15 protein-coding genes are annotated in these 16,088 nt (G+C 65.9%); 12 read left to right on the top strand and 3 right to left on the bottom strand.

The features are described from left to right. Nucleotides 1-93: 93 nt before the first annotated feature. Complete coding sequence (locus IEX91_RS04150) at nucleotides 94-876, top strand: HpcH/HpaI aldolase family protein (RefSeq protein WP_188877275.1); 783 nt, start codon at nucleotides 94-96, stop codon at nucleotides 874-876. Nucleotides 877-936: 60 nt separating this feature from the next. Further along, a complete protein-coding gene (locus tag IEX91_RS04145; protein WP_188877274.1) occupies nucleotides 937-1,704 on the top strand; it encodes a class I SAM-dependent methyltransferase in 768 nt (255 codons plus the stop codon). A 3-nt stretch (nucleotides 1,705-1,707) separates the two neighbouring features. Here the strand turns inward: IEX91_RS04145 and IEX91_RS04140 are convergent, their stop codons facing one another. Beyond that, nucleotides 1,708-3,219, bottom strand: coding sequence for a phosphoenolpyruvate carboxykinase (ATP) (locus tag IEX91_RS04140; protein ID WP_188877273.1), 1,512 nt, complete (start codon nucleotides 3,217-3,219; stop codon nucleotides 1,708-1,710). A 164-nt stretch (nucleotides 3,220-3,383) separates the two neighbouring features. Here IEX91_RS04140 and IEX91_RS04135 point away from each other — a divergent pair, with 164 nt between their 5' ends. Both IEX91_RS04135 and IEX91_RS04130 read left to right on the top strand, forming a co-directional pair. Continuing rightward, complete coding sequence (locus tag IEX91_RS04135) at nucleotides 3,384-4,319, top strand: VOC family protein (protein ID WP_188877272.1); 936 nt, start codon at nucleotides 3,384-3,386, stop codon at nucleotides 4,317-4,319. 132 nt (nucleotides 4,320-4,451) lie between these two features. Continuing rightward, entirely contained in the window at nucleotides 4,452-5,234 is a 783-nt protein-coding gene (locus IEX91_RS04130) for an IclR family transcriptional regulator (protein ID WP_188877271.1), read from the top strand. A 318-nt stretch (nucleotides 5,235-5,552) separates the two neighbouring features. Here the strand turns inward: IEX91_RS04130 and IEX91_RS04125 are convergent, their stop codons facing one another. Further along, on the bottom strand, nucleotides 5,553-5,948 hold the full coding sequence (locus IEX91_RS04125; protein ID WP_229772781.1) for an acyl-CoA thioesterase: 396 nt from the start codon (nucleotides 5,946-5,948) through the stop codon (nucleotides 5,553-5,555). A gap of 188 nt (nucleotides 5,949-6,136) precedes the next feature. Here IEX91_RS04125 and IEX91_RS04120 point away from each other — a divergent pair, with 188 nt between their 5' ends. From IEX91_RS04120 to IEX91_RS04095, 6 genes are all read left to right on the top strand, one after another. Further along, the gene (locus tag IEX91_RS04120) at nucleotides 6,137-7,702 is read left to right on the top strand and encodes a class I adenylate-forming enzyme family protein (protein ID WP_188877268.1); all 1,566 of its coding nucleotides are present in this window, start codon (nucleotides 6,137-6,139) and stop codon (nucleotides 7,700-7,702) included. A gap of 287 nt (nucleotides 7,703-7,989) precedes the next feature. Further along, nucleotides 7,990-8,712, top strand: coding sequence for an ABC transporter ATP-binding protein (locus tag IEX91_RS04115; protein ID WP_188877267.1), 723 nt, complete (start codon nucleotides 7,990-7,992; stop codon nucleotides 8,710-8,712). Then, complete coding sequence (locus IEX91_RS04110) at nucleotides 8,705-9,415, top strand: ABC transporter ATP-binding protein (RefSeq protein ID WP_188877266.1); 711 nt, start codon at nucleotides 8,705-8,707, stop codon at nucleotides 9,413-9,415. Before IEX91_RS04115 ends, IEX91_RS04110 begins: the two co-directional genes overlap by 8 nt. A gap of 186 nt (nucleotides 9,416-9,601) precedes the next feature. After that, complete coding sequence (locus IEX91_RS04105; RefSeq protein ID WP_188877264.1) at nucleotides 9,602-10,489, top strand: branched-chain amino acid ABC transporter permease; 888 nt, start codon at nucleotides 9,602-9,604, stop codon at nucleotides 10,487-10,489. Beyond that, the gene (locus tag IEX91_RS04100) at nucleotides 10,486-11,451 is read left to right on the top strand and encodes a branched-chain amino acid ABC transporter permease (RefSeq protein ID WP_188877263.1); all 966 of its coding nucleotides are present in this window, start codon (nucleotides 10,486-10,488) and stop codon (nucleotides 11,449-11,451) included. The genes IEX91_RS04105 and IEX91_RS04100 overlap by 4 nt, the downstream gene beginning before the upstream one ends. A gap of 64 nt (nucleotides 11,452-11,515) precedes the next feature. Then, nucleotides 11,516-12,751, top strand: a complete 1,236-nt coding sequence (locus IEX91_RS04095; protein ID WP_188877365.1) for an ABC transporter substrate-binding protein — start codon at nucleotides 11,516-11,518, stop codon at nucleotides 12,749-12,751. Nucleotides 12,752-12,873: 122 nt separating this feature from the next. Here IEX91_RS04095 and IEX91_RS04090 read toward each other — a convergent pair whose 3' ends face one another. Further along, nucleotides 12,874-14,190: a phosphoribosylglycinamide synthetase C domain-containing protein gene (locus IEX91_RS04090; protein WP_188877261.1), complete on the bottom strand. Its 1,317-nt coding sequence runs from the start codon at nucleotides 14,188-14,190 to the stop codon at nucleotides 12,874-12,876. Nucleotides 14,191-14,784: 594 nt separating this feature from the next. On the opposite strand from IEX91_RS04090, the gene IEX91_RS16460 reads away from it, so the two are divergent. Both IEX91_RS16460 and IEX91_RS04085 read left to right on the top strand, forming a co-directional pair. Next, nucleotides 14,785-14,913 carry a hypothetical protein gene (locus IEX91_RS16460; RefSeq protein WP_268238660.1) on the top strand — a complete coding sequence of 43 codons (129 nt, stop codon included), beginning with the start codon at nucleotides 14,785-14,787 and terminating at the stop codon, nucleotides 14,911-14,913. 47 nt (nucleotides 14,914-14,960) lie between these two features. Continuing rightward, entirely contained in the window at nucleotides 14,961-15,968 is a 1,008-nt protein-coding gene (locus IEX91_RS04085) for an aldo/keto reductase (RefSeq protein ID WP_188877260.1), read from the top strand. The last annotated feature ends 120 nt before the right edge of the window (nucleotides 15,969-16,088 follow it).

Genomic DNA, 16,088 nt, shown 5'->3' with positions numbered 1-16,088 from the left:
CGTCTTTTATCGCGCGACCGCCGCGTAGCACCCGCTCCACTCGTTCGATCTATCGGAATCTATAACTTCGGAGGCCGTGCACGACCAGACGGTATGGATCAACACAACTCGTTCCGCGAGCGCATCGAGAACGGCGAAGTCGTCCTCGGGGCTCGCTCCGTGACGTTCTCGCCGACGGTCATCGAGGTGTACGGCGACCTCGGTATCGACTTCGTCTGGCTCGACTTCGAACACCAGGGCCCGAGCCCGTACGACAGCACGCTCTTCGAGGACCTGACGCGTGCCGCCGAGGTCGGCGGCACCGAACTCTTCGTTCGCCTCCCCTCCGCCGACCCCGCGCTCATCCGGAAGGTCCTCGACGCGGGCGTCCGCAACGTCTTCATCCCGCGCGTCGACTCCGCCGAGGAGGTCCGCCGGGCCGCGAAGGCGACGCGCTTCGTCTACGACGGCGAACCCGGCGAGCGCGGCCTCGCCAGCGGGCGCTCCCGGACGTGGGGGAGCGCGGACGACTACGTCGAGACCGAGGACGAGGAGGTCTGTCTCGGCGTCATGATCGAGAAGACGACCGCCGTCGACGACCTCGAAAACATCCTCGACGTCCCGGAACTCGGCTTCGTGTTCATCGGCCCCTCGGACCTCTCCGTGCAGATGGGTCATCCGAACGAGAAGTCCCACCCCGAGGTCCGAGACCAGATCGCCGACATCCAACGGCAGTGTCTCGACGCCGGCGTCCCGATGGGGTGCATCGCGAACGAGCCCGAGGCGGTCGCCGAAGCCATCGACGACGGCCACCAGATCATCCGGATGGGCGGCGACCTCTCCTCCGCGAAGTCCGTCCTGAGCGAGCGTCTCGATCGGATCGACGACCTCCGATAACGCCCGCTCGCCCGTCACGAGACGGGACGCTTCTTCATCTTCCGGCACGAAGGAGAGGTAATGACGGACCACACGGATCAGAAACGAGAGACGGCGGCGTCGTTCGGCTCGGCGACGGACGCCTACTTGGCGAGCGACGTTCACGGGGAGGGCCGCGACCTCGAAACGCTGGCGGACTGGTGCGCCGACGCGACGACCGCCCTCGACGTCGCCACGGGTGCCGGCCACGCCGCGGGCGCGGTCGCCGATCGAGGCGTTCCGGATGTCGTCGGACTCGACGCGTCTCCGGAGATGGTGCGAACCGCGACCGACGCCTTCGACGGCGTCGCTGGCGTCGTCGGTGACGCCGAACGTCTCCCGGTCGCCGATGACAGCGTCGACGCGGTGACGTGTCGTATCGCCGCTCACCACTTCCCCGATCCCGAAGCCTTCCTCGCGGAGGCGGCGCGCGTCCTCACCGCGGACGGTCGCCTCGTGATCGAGGACAACGTCGCGCCCGCGGACGCCGACCTCGCCGCCTTCCTCAACCGCGTCGAGCGCCTCCGGGATCCGAGTCACGTCGAGTCCTACACCGTCGAGCGGTGGCGCGAGTGGCTTCGCGCCGCGGGGTTCGAGGTCGAGCGGACGGCGCGATTCAAGAAGACGCTCGACTTCGATGCGTGGGCAGCCGCCCAATCGCTCGACGGCGCGACGCGCGAGCGCGTCGAGACCGTCCTCCGAGAGGCCGACGCGGACGCCCGCGCGCTGTTCGAAATCGAGACGAGCGACGGCACGGTCGAGTCGTTCGCGAACCTGAAGGCGATCTTCGACGCGACGCCGCGCGAGTGAGCGTCAGTAGACGTTCTCGACGATACTCTCGTCGAGGTCGTCGAAGCCCTCGAGGTAGTCACGGCGCTCCGCACGGAGCTCTCGGCGCTTTCGATCGTAGTCCATCACGTAGTCGGCGACGTCGTACTCGTCTACGTCCAGTCCGGGGACGGACGTCGGAACGGCGAACCCGCGCTCGGCGGCGTCGTCCCATTCGACGCGCCCGCGCGAGATCTCGCGGAGGATCGTCGTCGACTCCTCGACGCCGATGGACTTCACCCCGTCCCCGAGGGAGCCGGTGTTGAGGACGTAACACTCGACGTCGAGGTCGTCGACGAGGTCGCGGAAGCGGTTGCCCTCCTCGCCCTCGGAGCCGATGATGAAGGGGTTCGTCCCGACCACGCGGATGGCCTCCCCGGCGCTCGACGGATCGCCCGCGCTCGTCTGGACCGACTCACCGAGCATGAACGCGGCCGCGGCCGCGTCCGCCGGGAGCTTCGCGACGGGGGGCATCGTCGGATTCCGGGTGATGAAGAACACCTGCTGTGCGCGTTCGAGGTCGATCTCCTCGGCCGCGGAGTCGAGGTGCTCGCGGAGCACGGTGGCGCGCCCGTTGCTGGTGTATCGATCGCTGTCGAAGTCGACCGTCCCGTCCTCGGCGATGTCGACGTTCTCCAGGACGGCGGACTCGTGCGTGACGGCGTCGTACACCTCGGGCTGCTCGTCGGCGTCGAGGCCGATCGTCTTGAGGTACAGCCCGTTGCCCTCGCTCCCGGCGACGGTTCCGTTCGGTAGGAGCGCGCAGACGTCGTCCTGTACCATGACGGCGTCCTCGGGATCGTCGAGGCCGAGGCCGTGCGCGGTGAGCGTCGACTTGCCGGTGCCCGAGAGCCCGAGGAAGACCTGTCCGACCGTTCGGAGGTCGCCCTCGTCGTCGCGGACCGTCACGCGCTTGCTCCCCGCGTGGAGGCCGAGCCCGCCGGCTCGCTTCGCGCGGTACATGAAGAGGCGGAGGGCCGCCTTCTTCGCCTCGCCCGTGTAGTCGCTTCCGAGTACGGCGGTGACGCCGGCGTCCGGAACGGCGCGAATGGCGAGCTCGTCGTGGTCCGGCAGCTGAACGGTGAGGAAGTCGGGGTCAGCGTCGGCCGGCGCGGGCTCGAAGAGGCGGGTAACGGCGAGCGCGATGCGGCCGTACGCCTTCGGGACGTAGTACCGATAGCAGTACGTGTGCTCGGGGTGACGCCCCACCTGTCGGTCGATACAGAGCATCTCGTGCTCGCGCGCGTACGCGATCGCGTCTCTGATTCGGCCGTAGTCCTCGCTTCCGAACTCGTCGTCGACGTCGTTCTTCGTCCGGCCAGACGAGCGCGAGCGCTGCTCGCTGACGTACGCGGGCGAGCCGAACTCGGTCGTCGTCTCCAGGTGCGCGGAGAACTCCCGTAACCGCTCTTCGCTGGGGTCGTACACGACGTTGTCCGCGTCGGCCGGATCGGGTAGCGCCTCCGCTGCCGGCGGCACGGCGTCTTGCTTACTCATTGCTACCCGACCGTTGTGTCCCCACCAACAAATAGTTATATATCGCTCCGAGCGGCCGCGGTACTCGGTATCGCTCACCGCGCCCGGTCGTCCGAGCGCTCTCATTCCCATTCAGTCTCAGTGGTACGGAAGGCTTAATGATGAGTCACGAATGATGTTCACGTATGTCCGAGCCAGAACTAGCACGTATTGGGCACGTCGCGCTCGAAACGGCTGACCTCGACGCGTCCTTAGAGTTCTTCGTGGACGCGGTCGGATTCGAAGAGGTCGAACGGGAGGACGGAACGGTCTACCTCCGCGCGGTCGACGAGTTCGATCACCACTCGGTCAGTCTGACGGAGGCCGAGCGAGCCGGCGTCGCTCACATCGGCTGGCAGACCCGTAATCCCGAGGACCTCGAAGCGTACGCGGACCTGCTCGAAACCGAGGAGGACATCGACGTGACGTGGGTCGACGCCGGCGAGGAGGCGGGACAGGGCGAGGCGATCCGCTTCTCGACGCCGCACGGTCACCTCTTCGAGTTCTACCACGAGATGGAGAAGCCCGATCCGCCCGCGGAACGGCGCTCGAAGCTGAAGAACAAGACGTACTCCCGGACGACAACGAACCCCGTCGCCCCCCGTCGGATCGACCACGTCCAGATCTGGGACGCCGACGCGCCGGGCTGTGCCGAGTGGCTTCAGGAGACCTTCGACTTCACGGTCCAGGAGTACTACGACCGCGAGGACGGCTCGCGCTGGGGGACGTTCGTGAGCTCGAACGGCAACAAGATCGAGGCCGCGGTCATCGACGACGAGGCGGAACAGCCCCCGGGACTCCACCACATCGCCTACAAGGTCGATAGCGCCGACGACCTCTTCGACGCCGCCGACGCGATGAACGAGCGCGGCGTCCCCACGGACGGGATCGGGCAGCACTCCATCTCCCGCGGGAAGTTCCTCTACGCGCGCGACGAGGAGAGCGGCCACCGCATCGAGTTCAACGCCGGCGGCTACCTCGTCTTCGACCCCAACTGGGAGCCCATCGCGTGGCAGGAGGGCGACCTCGAGGATCGCCAGTGGATCGGCCAGATCGAGTCGACGGAGCGCGTCCAGTACTGACACCCGACGGCCGCCTTCGGTTTTTCCGCACGCTACCCGCGTAGCGACGCCTCCCTTCCGTGAGCCGATCCCCACTTCGACCATCCGAATATTCCGGAAAATATATCGGCATCAGTCACGGTAGTTACGGGTATGAGCGATGATCCCCGTTCGCTGACGACGATTCGGCGGGCGTTCGAAGTACTCGATGTCCTCCAAGAGACGAACGGGGCCGGCCCGACCGAGCTCGCAAAGCGCATGGACCTCCCCAGCAGCACGATGTACGACTACCTCCGGACGCTCCACGAGACCGGCTACGTGACGCGGGAGGACGGGGAGTACCGACTCAGCCCTCGGATATACACGATGGCCGGGCGGATGAAGCACCGCGATCGGCTCTTTCAGACCGCGAAACCGGAGATGAAGCGCGTGGCGAACGACACGAACGAGCTCGTCGGGCTCACGATCGAACACGACGGCCGGGGGCTGATCCTCCATCAGGAGGAGGGTCCCCAGGCGCTGAACCTCGGGACCTATCCGGGCGCGATGACGCCCCTCCACACCCACGCGTCCGGAAAGGTCATCCTCGCGTACCTCCCGGACGACGAGGCCGAAGCGCTGTTGCGCGACGGGCCGCTGGCGGAGCGCACGGAGCGGACCGTTACCGACCCCGACGCGCTCTGGGCCGAGCGCGAACGCATCAAGGAGCGGGGCTACGCGGTCGACTGGGACGAACAGGTGATCGGGATGGGCATGATCGCGGTCCCGATCCTCATCGACGAGCGACTCCACGGCGCGTTGAACATCGTCGCCCCCTCGGGACGCGTACAGAACGAGTCGTACCAGGAGGAACTCCGTCAGAAGATCGAGGAGTCGGTCAATCGCATCTCCATCAACTATCAGTACGGCGGTTCGGGGACGCCCCGCGAGCCCTGATCTCTCGGAGCATTTCGGACGCTCTCGAATCCCTCCCGTCGACGTCCGTACCGGCGGAATCGGTGGACCGTCGCCCGATCGCGGTTGATTAGATTCCCCAAAGACGCACTTCTTTACGAGAATATATTTGTAAATATACGCCGGGAGATGTCACGCAATATCCGATACTATCGGATACTGTGCTGGACGCGGACGAGCGGCTGAGCCGGGGAGACGCGCTGGGCTGTGGCTACGCGGGGCGACGCGGGCGCACGGTTCCGAGAGACGGGAGAAAACGGCCGGCTGACGGTTCGCACGCGGTACGACGACGCAGAACCGTTACTCGATCGCTTCTTCGAGCGGATCGCGCACCTTGTCGGGGATGACCATGCTCTGTTTGTTCTTGTCGACGCAGACGTGTTGCTCGTGGCCCTCGAAGGCGATCTCGCCGTCCTCGTGGCGCGCCGTGAAGTCGAACCCGAGGCTCTTGGTGCCGATGTCCGGTTCGACCTCGATGCTGATCGTGTCGCCGACGAACACCGGCTTCCGGAACTCCATGTCCATCGCCACGAGCGGCAGGTCCATGTCGAACTCGTTGACGTCCATGTAGGAGATCCCGATGCTCTCCATGAACTCCTCACCGGCCTCGTGCATCGCGTCGACGAGACGCGGGTAGTACGCGATTCCTGCCGGATCGACCTGCCCCCAGTGACACTTCCATTCGTGCTCGAACATCACCCGGAAGATGACGGTTATACACAAATCCCTTTCGGTGCCGCCGCCGGCGTTCCCCACCAGTTCGGTCGTGCGTCGCCGACGGAGTGTCTCGCCTGAGCGACTGGACGCTAACGGCGAGACGCGCCGATACTCCCGTTGATCCGAACTCTCAAACTATAAGTAATCGCAGGATTATCTATCGTTATATGCAACACGGGTCCGAGCACGACGTTCCCCCGATTAGCGACCTCTCGGCCATGGCAGCGGAGAACAACCCGAAGGGGACGGCGTTCGGGAGCGGAGTCGAAGGACGGACGATGACGTGGGAGGAGTTCGACCGGGAGAGCAACCGGGTGGCGAACGGACTCCGGGAGTACGTCGCGCAGGGGGACCGGGTAGCGATGTTGTGTCAGAACTCCCTGGAGCACGTCTCGCTGTGGAACGGGGCGCTGAAAGCCGGGTGTACGGTCTCGAACCTCCACATCCGGGCGTCGCCGAACACGGTCCAACACTGCATCGACGAACTCCGTCCGCGCGTGCTCGTCGTCGACGAGCGCACTGCCGAGTTCTTCGAGGAGCGCGTCCGGGAGAAGATCACCACGGACCTCGCCGCCGTCATCACGCTCGCGGAGCCGCAGGCCGACTACGAGCAATCGAAGGCCGACCTCGTCGAGGGCCAGTCCGCCGCCGAACCCGACATTCGCGTCACTGAGGACGACCTCGCCGCCGTTCTCTGGACCTCCGGCACGACCGGCCAGCCAAAGGGCTGGTGTTTCACCCACCGCGCCCTCTACCTCCGCGGCAGCACGCTGGTCGATGTCGCGGAGGTGAATCGCTCGTCGCGTCAGCCGAACACGTTCACGCCGTCGTTCGCCGCGTGGTATTCGGTGATGCTCCCCGCGCTCGTCTCCGGCGCCGAGACCCATTTCCTCAGCAACTGGGACGCCGAGACCTACCTCGACATGATCGAGACGCACGAACTCACCACGGGGATGCTCGTCCCGACAATGTGGCGCGAGATCCTGCGCTCGGACGCGCTGGCGGAGCACGACGTCTCCTCGCTCGAAGCGATCACATCCGCCGGCGAGGTGCTGGACGCCACGACGCTCCGCAACCTCCGCGAGAACCTCTGCTCCGAAGTGAAGAACATGTACGCGGCGACGGAGTCGTTCTCGACGGTGATGCAGAACGCGGAGCTGAACGAGGAACGCGTGGAGAGCGTCGGGAAACCGGTCCCGGGCGTTCGCCTGCGCATCGTCGAGGAGGGCGGGTCGTACGACGACATCGTCCCGCAGGGCGAAGTCGGGGAGCTCGTGATCAACGCGCCCGACGCACCGGTGTGGGCGTGGGGCGACACCCCGAAGACGGATGAGTCCTTCGAGGACGGCTGGTGGTACTCGGGCGACCTCGGCTACCGAAGCGAGGACGGCTTCATCTATCTGGAGGGCCGCAGCGACCTGATGATCCTCTCGAAGGGCATCAAGGTCTACCCCGCGCCCATCGAGGAGCGCCTCAACGAACACCCCGGCGTCGAGGAGGCGGCGATCGTCGGCGTCACAGACGAGGAGTACGGCGAGAAGGTCACCGCCTACGTCAACCGCTCCGACCCGAGCGTCACCGCCGACGACCTCGACGACTGGTGTATCGCCAGCGACAACCTTTCACGGATGGAGCGCCCGCGAACGTACCATTTCGTCGACGAGCCCCTCCCTCGCACCGCCACCGGAAAACTCGACCGCCTCAGCGCCAAGCAACTCGGCGACGGCGAGTAGCGCCCGACGCTCTCTCCCCTGCTTCCGGTATCCACTCGTTTCGCGCGACCGCCGTCGTCCCCGGCCGCCGGCATCGTCGAGGTGTCGGCCGCCGCTCCGGTCGCTCTCTCGATCGACCGCCCGTCCACCATCACGCACTATTATTATATTGCCACGAGCGAACGTACCCCGAAAGCATTAACCTCCCCGAAAGATAATGGACGGACCAGTGATGCTCACACAGATGCTTTCGTCCGCCACTCCGGGACGGCGGGCGGACGAACGCTCCCCGCTGGGTCGGTGGTACCGTGCTCTCTATTGAGGGGCTGACCAAGGAGTTCGGTTCGCTCGTCGCCGTCGAGGACTTGAATCTGGAACTCGAACCCGGCGAGATCCACGGGCTCATCGGTCCGAACGGCGCGGGGAAGACGACGACGATCAACCTCATCACCGGCGAGCTCTCCCCGACGCGCGGAACGATCACGTACAAGGGGGAGAACATCGCCGGTCGATCGCCGACGGCCATCGCCAACATGGGGATCGGTCGGTCCTTCCAGGTCGTCCAGTACTTCCCGGAGATGACGGTTAGAAAGCACCTCCGGCTCGCGGCGCGCGACTCGAAGCGGACGGTCCTGAGCGCGTTCACCCCCCAGGAGGACTACACCGAGGAGATCGAGGAGGTCGCCGAGATCGCGCACCTGGACGGCGAACTCGACACCGTCGCGAAGAACCTCTCGCACGGCGAACAACGGTTCCTCGACATCGCCATGGTGCTCGCCATGGAGTCCGAGGTGATCCTCTTCGACGAACCGGCGGCCGGACTCAACCAGTCCGAGACCGAGGAAGTCCGTCAGATCTTCGAGGAGATGCGCGGCGACTACACGATGCTCGTCATCGAACACGACATCGACCTCGTGCGCGCGCTCTCCGATCGCATCACCGTCCTCCACAACGGTTCCATCCTCACCACCGGGTCGCCGGACGACGTCGTCGCTAACGAGACGGTGAAGGAGGTGTACCTCGGTGAGTGACCTGCTCTCCGTCGAGGAGCTGAACGCCTACTACGGCGAGAGTCAGATCCTCTTCGACGTCTCCATCGACGTCGGCGACAACGACGTCGTCGGCATCTTCAGCCGGAACGGCATGGGGAAGACGACGCTGCTCGACAGCATCGTCAACCGCATCGACCGCAAGACGGGCCGGATCGTGTACGACGGCGAGGACATCTCGGAGTGGGAGACCCACGACATCATCCGGGACAAGATCGCGTACGTCCCCGAGGACCGGGAGATCTATCCGGCGCTGACCGTCCGCGAGAACCTCGAACTCGCCGCGCCCCGTGACATCGACAAGGCGACGCGCGAGGAGCGCTTGGCGGAGGTCTTCGAGCAGTTCGAACGCCTCGGCGAGCGCCAGTCGCAGCGCGGGGGAACGCTGAGCGGTGGCGAACAACAGATGCTCGCCATCGGTCGCGCGCTCGTCACCGACCCGGACCTCCTCCTCCTCGACGAACCGACGGAGGGGCTCGCGCCGACGATCATCGACGACGTCATCGACATCCTCGAGGACCTCGTCACCGACGACCGCGCGGTGCTGATCGTCGAGCAGAACATCACGCGGATGCTCCCGCTCATCGATCGCGGCTACATGATCGAGACGGGCCGCATCGTCGCCGAGGGCGACGCGGCGCTCCTCGACGACGAGGAGCTACAGGACGAATACCTAACGGTCTGAGGGACGGCCGCACGCCGCTATCGCGGCAGTTAACAGAAGACATAATATGGTGTGGCATCACCTCTACCCCAATACGAAAGATAATGACTATCGAAACCACCTCGGACGGCGACGTCGGGACACGGACGCTCGTCGCTCCACCCCTCGTGAACCACTGATGGACAACGACACACAACCCACGCCGTAATGTACGAGCTACCACTCCTCACGTCGAGCGAGTTCGTCACGTACCTGTTGAACGGCATCAGCCAAGGAATGATCATCTTCCTCGTCGCGAGCGGCCTGACCCTCATCTTCGGCCTCATCGGGCTCATCAACTTCGCCCACGGGGCCCTCGTCGCGCTCGGGGGCTACGGGACGCTCCTGATCGCGGACGCGACCGGCAGTTTCTGGGCGGGCCTCGCGGGCGCGGTCGTACTGGTCGCCCTCCTCGGTCTCGTCCTCGAACGCAGCGTCCTCCACCGGGTGTACGAGCGCCCGCTTCTCGGTTTCTTAGGGACGTTCGGGATGTACGTCGTCATCGAGGAACTCCTCTCCTTCCGGTTCGGTGATCAGGCCCGACAGATCGCCGCGCCGTTCCCCGGCTCGGTGAGCGTCATGGGCGCGTCGTACCCGAAGCATCGCCTCCTCATCATCCTCGTCGGCGCCGTCGTCGCCATCGGCATCGGCGCCCTGCTCTCGTACACCCGCCTCGGAATGGAGATCCACGCGACCGCGACGGAGCCCGAAACGGCCGAGATCCTCGGTGTCGACTCCGCACACGTCTACACCCTGACGTTCGTCATCGGGGCGTCACTCGCGGCACTCGCCGGCGGCCTCACGGGGCCCGTGACGTCCGTCTCGCCCGGCATGGGCATGAGCTACATGATCCTCGCGTTCCTCGTCATCATCGTCGGCGGTATGGGGAGTTTCAAAGGGTCGCTGCTCGTGAGCCTCATCGTGGGTCAGATCACCGCGTTCGGCTGGCTGTTCCTCCAACCGACGTACGTCCGCCTCGGCGTCTTCGTCGCCGCGATGGTGTTCATCCTGTACAAGCCACGTGGCTTCTTCGGGAAGCCGGAGGTGTTCGAATGAGCACCGTCGCCGAACTCCGGCGTTACTTCACGGAGACGAGGCGGTGGCTGCTCGTTCCGGTCGTCCTCCTGGCGATCCTCCCGCTCGTCAGCGAACAGCACCTCCTCAGCATCGCCACGCAGGCGATCATCCTCGGGCTGTTCGCCATCTCCGTCGACATCGCGCTCGGTTACGTGGGGCTGTTCACGCTCGCTCCCGCGGCATTCTTCGGGATCGGCGCGTACTCGGTGGCGAAACTCGTCGTCGACTACGGCTCGTCGTTCTGGCTCGGCTTCCCGGCCGCGATCGTCCTCGCGGCGGTGATCGCGCTCCTGATCGGCTACGGGCCGATCAAGCGCCGGATCGGACTCGTCTACTTCGTCCTGTTCACGCTCGCGTTCGGCGTCCTCGTCCACGACTTCACCTACACCACGACGTGGCTCACCGGCGGGTCGAACGGGCTCGGCTACCTGACCGCGCCGACCGTGTTCGGGATCGACCTCTCGCAGACCGTCCCCTACTACTACTTCGCGCTCCTCGGCGTCGTCGTCGTCGCGGGGCTGCTCTACTGGATCCTCTCGTCGGACTACGGCGACGTCCTCCACGCGACGCGGCAGAACGAGGTCCGGATGCGGTACCTCGGCTACGACACGGACCGCGAGAAGCTCATCGCGTGGGTCATGTCCGCCACGGTGTCCTCCATCGCCGGCGCGATGTACGTGGCGACGGTCGGGATCGCCTCGCCGTCGCTCATGGCCTTCAGCCTGACCGGTGAGGTCACGATCTGGGTCGTCATCGGTGGCCTCGGTACCTTCTTCGGGCCGTTCGTCGCCGCGTTCGCCCTCACGATCTTCGAGTCCTACCTCGGGACGGTGATCCCCGAGGGGTACCTGTTGATCCTGGGCGCGCTCTTCATCGTCTTCGTCTTCGTCCTTCCGGACGGCCTCGTCGGCCTGCTGCAGCGCTGGCGCGACGGCGAGTAGCCGTCCCGCGCCTTCCCGGATACAGAAGCGTTATAAACTCGGGGCACGACTCGTAACCCACACCATGGCTAATAATAATGAACAGAGCTCGGTGCGACGGCGTCGGTTCCTCAAAGCCGCGGGAGCCACGGCCGCCGCGACCGCCCTCGCCGGCTGCGGCGGCGGTGGCGGCGGTGGTGGCGGTAACGACAGTGCCAAAATCGGTATCCTCGCCCCGCTGAGCGGCGCGACGCCGACGACCGGACAGGAGGTCCGGCGCGGGACGGAGATGGCGAAAGAACACCTCGGTGGGCAGATCCTCGGCTCCGATTTCGAACTCGTCGTCCGCGACACGCAGTCCACCCCCTCGGGCGCCCTCGAAGGCGCGCGCTCGCTCGTCACGCAGGAGGACGTCGACGCGATCATCGGCCCCTCGCTTAGCTCCTCGACGGCGTCCGTCGTCCCGTACATCAAGAACGAAGCGCAGATCCCGATCCTCCCGACCCAGGCGTCCGCCACGGAAGCGCGTGAAGGCGACAACTGTTCGGACTACTCCTTCTTCATCTGGCCGAGCAACCGGCACGCCGTCAGCGCCGGCGTCGACTTCATCAACGATCTGTCGGACCACATCGATCGGGACTTCGACCCGAAGCGGATGCACTTCTTCGCCGCCGACTACTCCCTCGGGCAGAACAACCTCTCGCTGCTGCGCGAGCGCCTCAGCGAGGAGGGCGGGGAGGTAACCGGGACGACGCTGGCTCCCCTCGGGACGCAGGACCTCTCTTCGTACATCTCCGAGCTACTCAACAGCGACGCCAAACTCATCACGGGCGTCATGCCGGCCAGCCTCGCCATCACGCTGATCAATCAGGCGCAGGACTACAACCTCAAAGAGGAGAAGATCCTCATGTTCAACTCCGGGAAGCCGGTCAACCAGATCGTTCAGGCCTCCGTCGGCGGCGCCGCCGACGGCTGGTACGGGACGACCTTCTACAACCCCACGAGCGACAGCGAGATCAACCAGACGTTCAAGGAGCTCTACCCCTCGGACAGCACGAGCCTCCTGCCGAACGCGCCCTGTGGGAGCGGCTTCGAGACCCTGCGCGCGCTCGCCAAGGCGATGGAGCAGGCGGGGAGCACCGACGGGGACGACGTCGTCAACGCCCTCGGCGGCCTGAACTGGCAGTCCGTCTTCGGCGACACGACCTTCCGCGCCAGCGACGGCCAGATCGAGGTCGACTTCATCGGCGCGACGCGTCAGAACACCGAGTTCACCCCGATGGAGGAGTACAGCGACGTCATTCCGCCGAACATGTGCTGATCCGCGCGCCGTCTCGCTGACGGGGCCACGCGGGACGACGTGTCGTTCGTCTCCCGTTCGCCGCGCGTCGCCGCCGTTTCCGCTCTTCGGCTTTTTTCGCTTCGCCGCGACGGATCCCCGGTCTACGATCGCGGTCCGAGGTACCCCCACGCTTGGAGGCGATCTCCGTCACCGTCCGTCCAGCGCTCGCCGATGTCGTCGCGGTAGTACATGTTCGGCATCACGATCCGGTCGATGCGCTCGTAGGCCTGCTCGCGGGCCCGCCGCATCGTCTCCCCCTTCCCGGTGACGACGAGGGGCATGCCGGACTCGCCGGCGACGCGCCACTGTCCGTCGACGTTCTTCGCGTCCTCCAAGTGGACGCCGTCGCGCGAGTCGTCGTCGAAGACGACCGCAGCGTTCCGCGAGCTCTCGTCGTACGTCTTCTCGTCGTCGAACGGGAACGGCGGGAGGACGATGCGCACACCGACCTGGTAGCCGTTGTGTACTTCGAGGATCGGGTCGTTTCCGTGCGCGAGATCGTAGAAGAACTGCCCCGTCGGGGATTCGAAGGACTCTTCCTGTAGGGCGATCGTTGGATACCCGAAGCGCGGCGTGAACTCTAAGGGGTAGATCCCCGTCTCGTTCACGATACAGTTGACGTCGATACTCCCGACGTACCCCTCCTCAGCGAGCCACCCTTCGAGCTTCCCCAGCGTCTCCTCGAAGAGCCTGTTCCGGCCGCCCCAGAACATTGACGTCCCCATCTCCCCCGTCGACGGGCCGATGTTTCCGGGGAAGAGCTTCTTGTGCTCGAAGTTGAAGTTGACCTGATCGATGAACCGATCGCCGTCGAAAAAGCCGCAGATGGCGACTTCGACGCCTTCGACCTTCCGCTGGAGTTGGAACCCCTTCATCCGGTGCCCCCACGCTTTCTTGTACGCCTTGAGCACGTCGACGACGTCGCTTCCGTCGTCCTCGTCACCGACGTAGAGGAGGCGCTTGACGTTCTGGACCTCGCCGAGCGGCTTGATGACGTAGGGTGCGGGGTTCTCCCGGACGTGCCGGATTCCCTCGTCGAAGTCGTCGAAGATGTGGTGTTCGACGGTGTTCACGCCGTGCGCTTCGAGGATCTCCATCGCGTAGCCCCGATCCTCCTCTAGGTGGTCGGTGTTGGGAGTGCCACCGACGACTGCTTTCCCCTGCTCGCGGAGTTCTTGTGCGAGCGCGCCGGTCCCGATGTCGGAGCCGACCCAGATGTCGTCGAAGACGATGACGTCCGCCCACTCCACTTCGGCCTCCCAGTCCTCCGTCTTCGGGACGAACCCGTCGCCGATCTCCTGATCGCTCTCCGCCTCGATGTAGTACTTGACGTCGTGGCCCTCCCGGTGGACCTGCCACGCAACGTCCGTGATGAGCGCTGCGTCGAGCGAGCAGAAGAGGAATTTCTTCGCTTCCATACTCTAGTCTCTGGCCGACGAGAGATAAAAACTGCTGCCGGATCGCTCCGGCCGCCGACCGGCGACGCGTCGATCGCCCCCGATCGGTGAGACGGCGAGACGAGAGCACTGGACGTTTCGGACGGCCATTCTGGGCTTCGGCACGCGACTCTCCGTCGTCGGGCGTGGGCTCTCTTCGCTCGACGGGCGCCCCGTCGGAACGCGGTCGACATCGGCTACACACCGGCCCGCCATCCCCCTTCCCTCGATCGATCGGGCGGCTCGTTCCGCGTCGGTTCGTCGCGTGACGATCGGTACCCGTGACGGTCCCGCCGCCCGAACCATCCACATTGGACATACTGTCTGAGTGTACTGCGCAGTATTACTGAATGGTGCGTTCTCGCAGACCGGTCGGTCGGAGCGTCCGGCGGGTTCGTCCCCCGAACCGTGGGATACACTTACATACCCCACCCACCAAGCGGTGAACGTGACGACGTCGTTCACGGCTGTCGACACCACGCCCCGCACGGACACCACTCTCGGCCGGTCCGTCCCGGCCGTCGTCCGCGACCGGCCTCTGTGGCGGTCTCGCGGAACCGACGGGGTGGTCGCCCGATGACGACCGCGACCGTCGGCGACGTTCGCTGTGCCGTCTGCGACACCGAGTTCGCCGTTCTCGACGACCTCTTCGATCACGACTGCGACGACGCGACCGGTCGCGCGCTCGCCGTCGCGGACGACTGATCGCCGCGACCGGTGATTTGATCCGCCCGCCGGGCGGACCCGATACCATGGAGTACACCAAACTCGGCGCGACGGGCGTCGACGTCTCGCGGCTCTGTCTGGGCACGTGGCGATTCGGCAAGGAGTCCGACGGCGTCGTCGAGACGGACCGCGAACAAGCCCACGACCTGCTCGACGCGTTCGCGGACGCCGGCGGGAACTTCATCGACACCGCGAACGGCTACGGCGACGGTCGCTCCGAGGCGTGGATCGGCGAGTGGCTCGACGAGCGCGACCGGGAGGATTACGTGCTCGCCTCGAAGGTTTACTGGACGCAGGAGTCGCGCTTCCAGGAGAACCTCTCGCGGAAGACGATCCGCGCCGAGATCGAGGGGACGCTCGATCGCCTCGGCACCGACTACCTCGACGTCTACTACATCCACCGCTGGGACGACGAGACGCCGATCACCGAGACGCTCGACGCGCTCACCGCTCTCGTCGATGCGGGCAAAGTGCACTCCCTCGGTGCCTCGACGATGGCCGCGTGGCAGCTCACGAAGGCTCTCTGGAAGGCCGATACCGAGGGCTACCAGCGCTTCGACGTCACCCAGCCGCTCTATCACGCCGCCTACGAGCGCGACGTCGCCGACTACCTCTCCGTCTGCGCCGATCAGGACCTCGCGGTCTGCCCGTATTCCCCGCTCGCCGGCGGCTTCCTCACCGGCAAGTACGAGCGGGCGGGGCAGGGGACGTACGACGTGAAGGCCCCGGAGGGATCGCGCGGCCAACTCGACGAGCTGTTCTCCGATTACTACGTCTCCGAGCGCGGGTGGCACGTCCTCGACGCGATCCGCGCGGTCGCGGACGAACTCGACGCGACACCCGCGCAGGTCGCGCTCCGCTGGCTCGTCGAGCGCGAGGCGTTCACCTGCGTCCCGATCGTCGGGGCGCGCACCACCGACCAGCTCGCCGAGAACCTCGGGGCCGTCGACATCTCGCTCTCCGACGACCAGCGCCGACGGATCCGCGACGCGCGTTACGACGAGAGCGGCGACTACTACGAGACCTCGGCCTGATTCACGCGGGGAGCGCGATCCCGACGGCGTCCGCCGCGCGTCCCGCTGGCCGGCCCGCCGACCGCGACGACGTCTCGCTTCGTCTTACCCCTCGCGCTTCTCCGCGTACCGTTTTCGCCG

The organism is Halarchaeum nitratireducens (assembly GCF_014647155.1).
In the GTDB taxonomy this organism is placed as follows: domain Archaea; phylum Halobacteriota; class Halobacteria; order Halobacteriales; family Halobacteriaceae; genus Halarchaeum; species Halarchaeum nitratireducens.
Note: the sequence above shows the minus strand (reverse complement) of the source record. Positions and strands in the feature narration are given on the sequence as shown.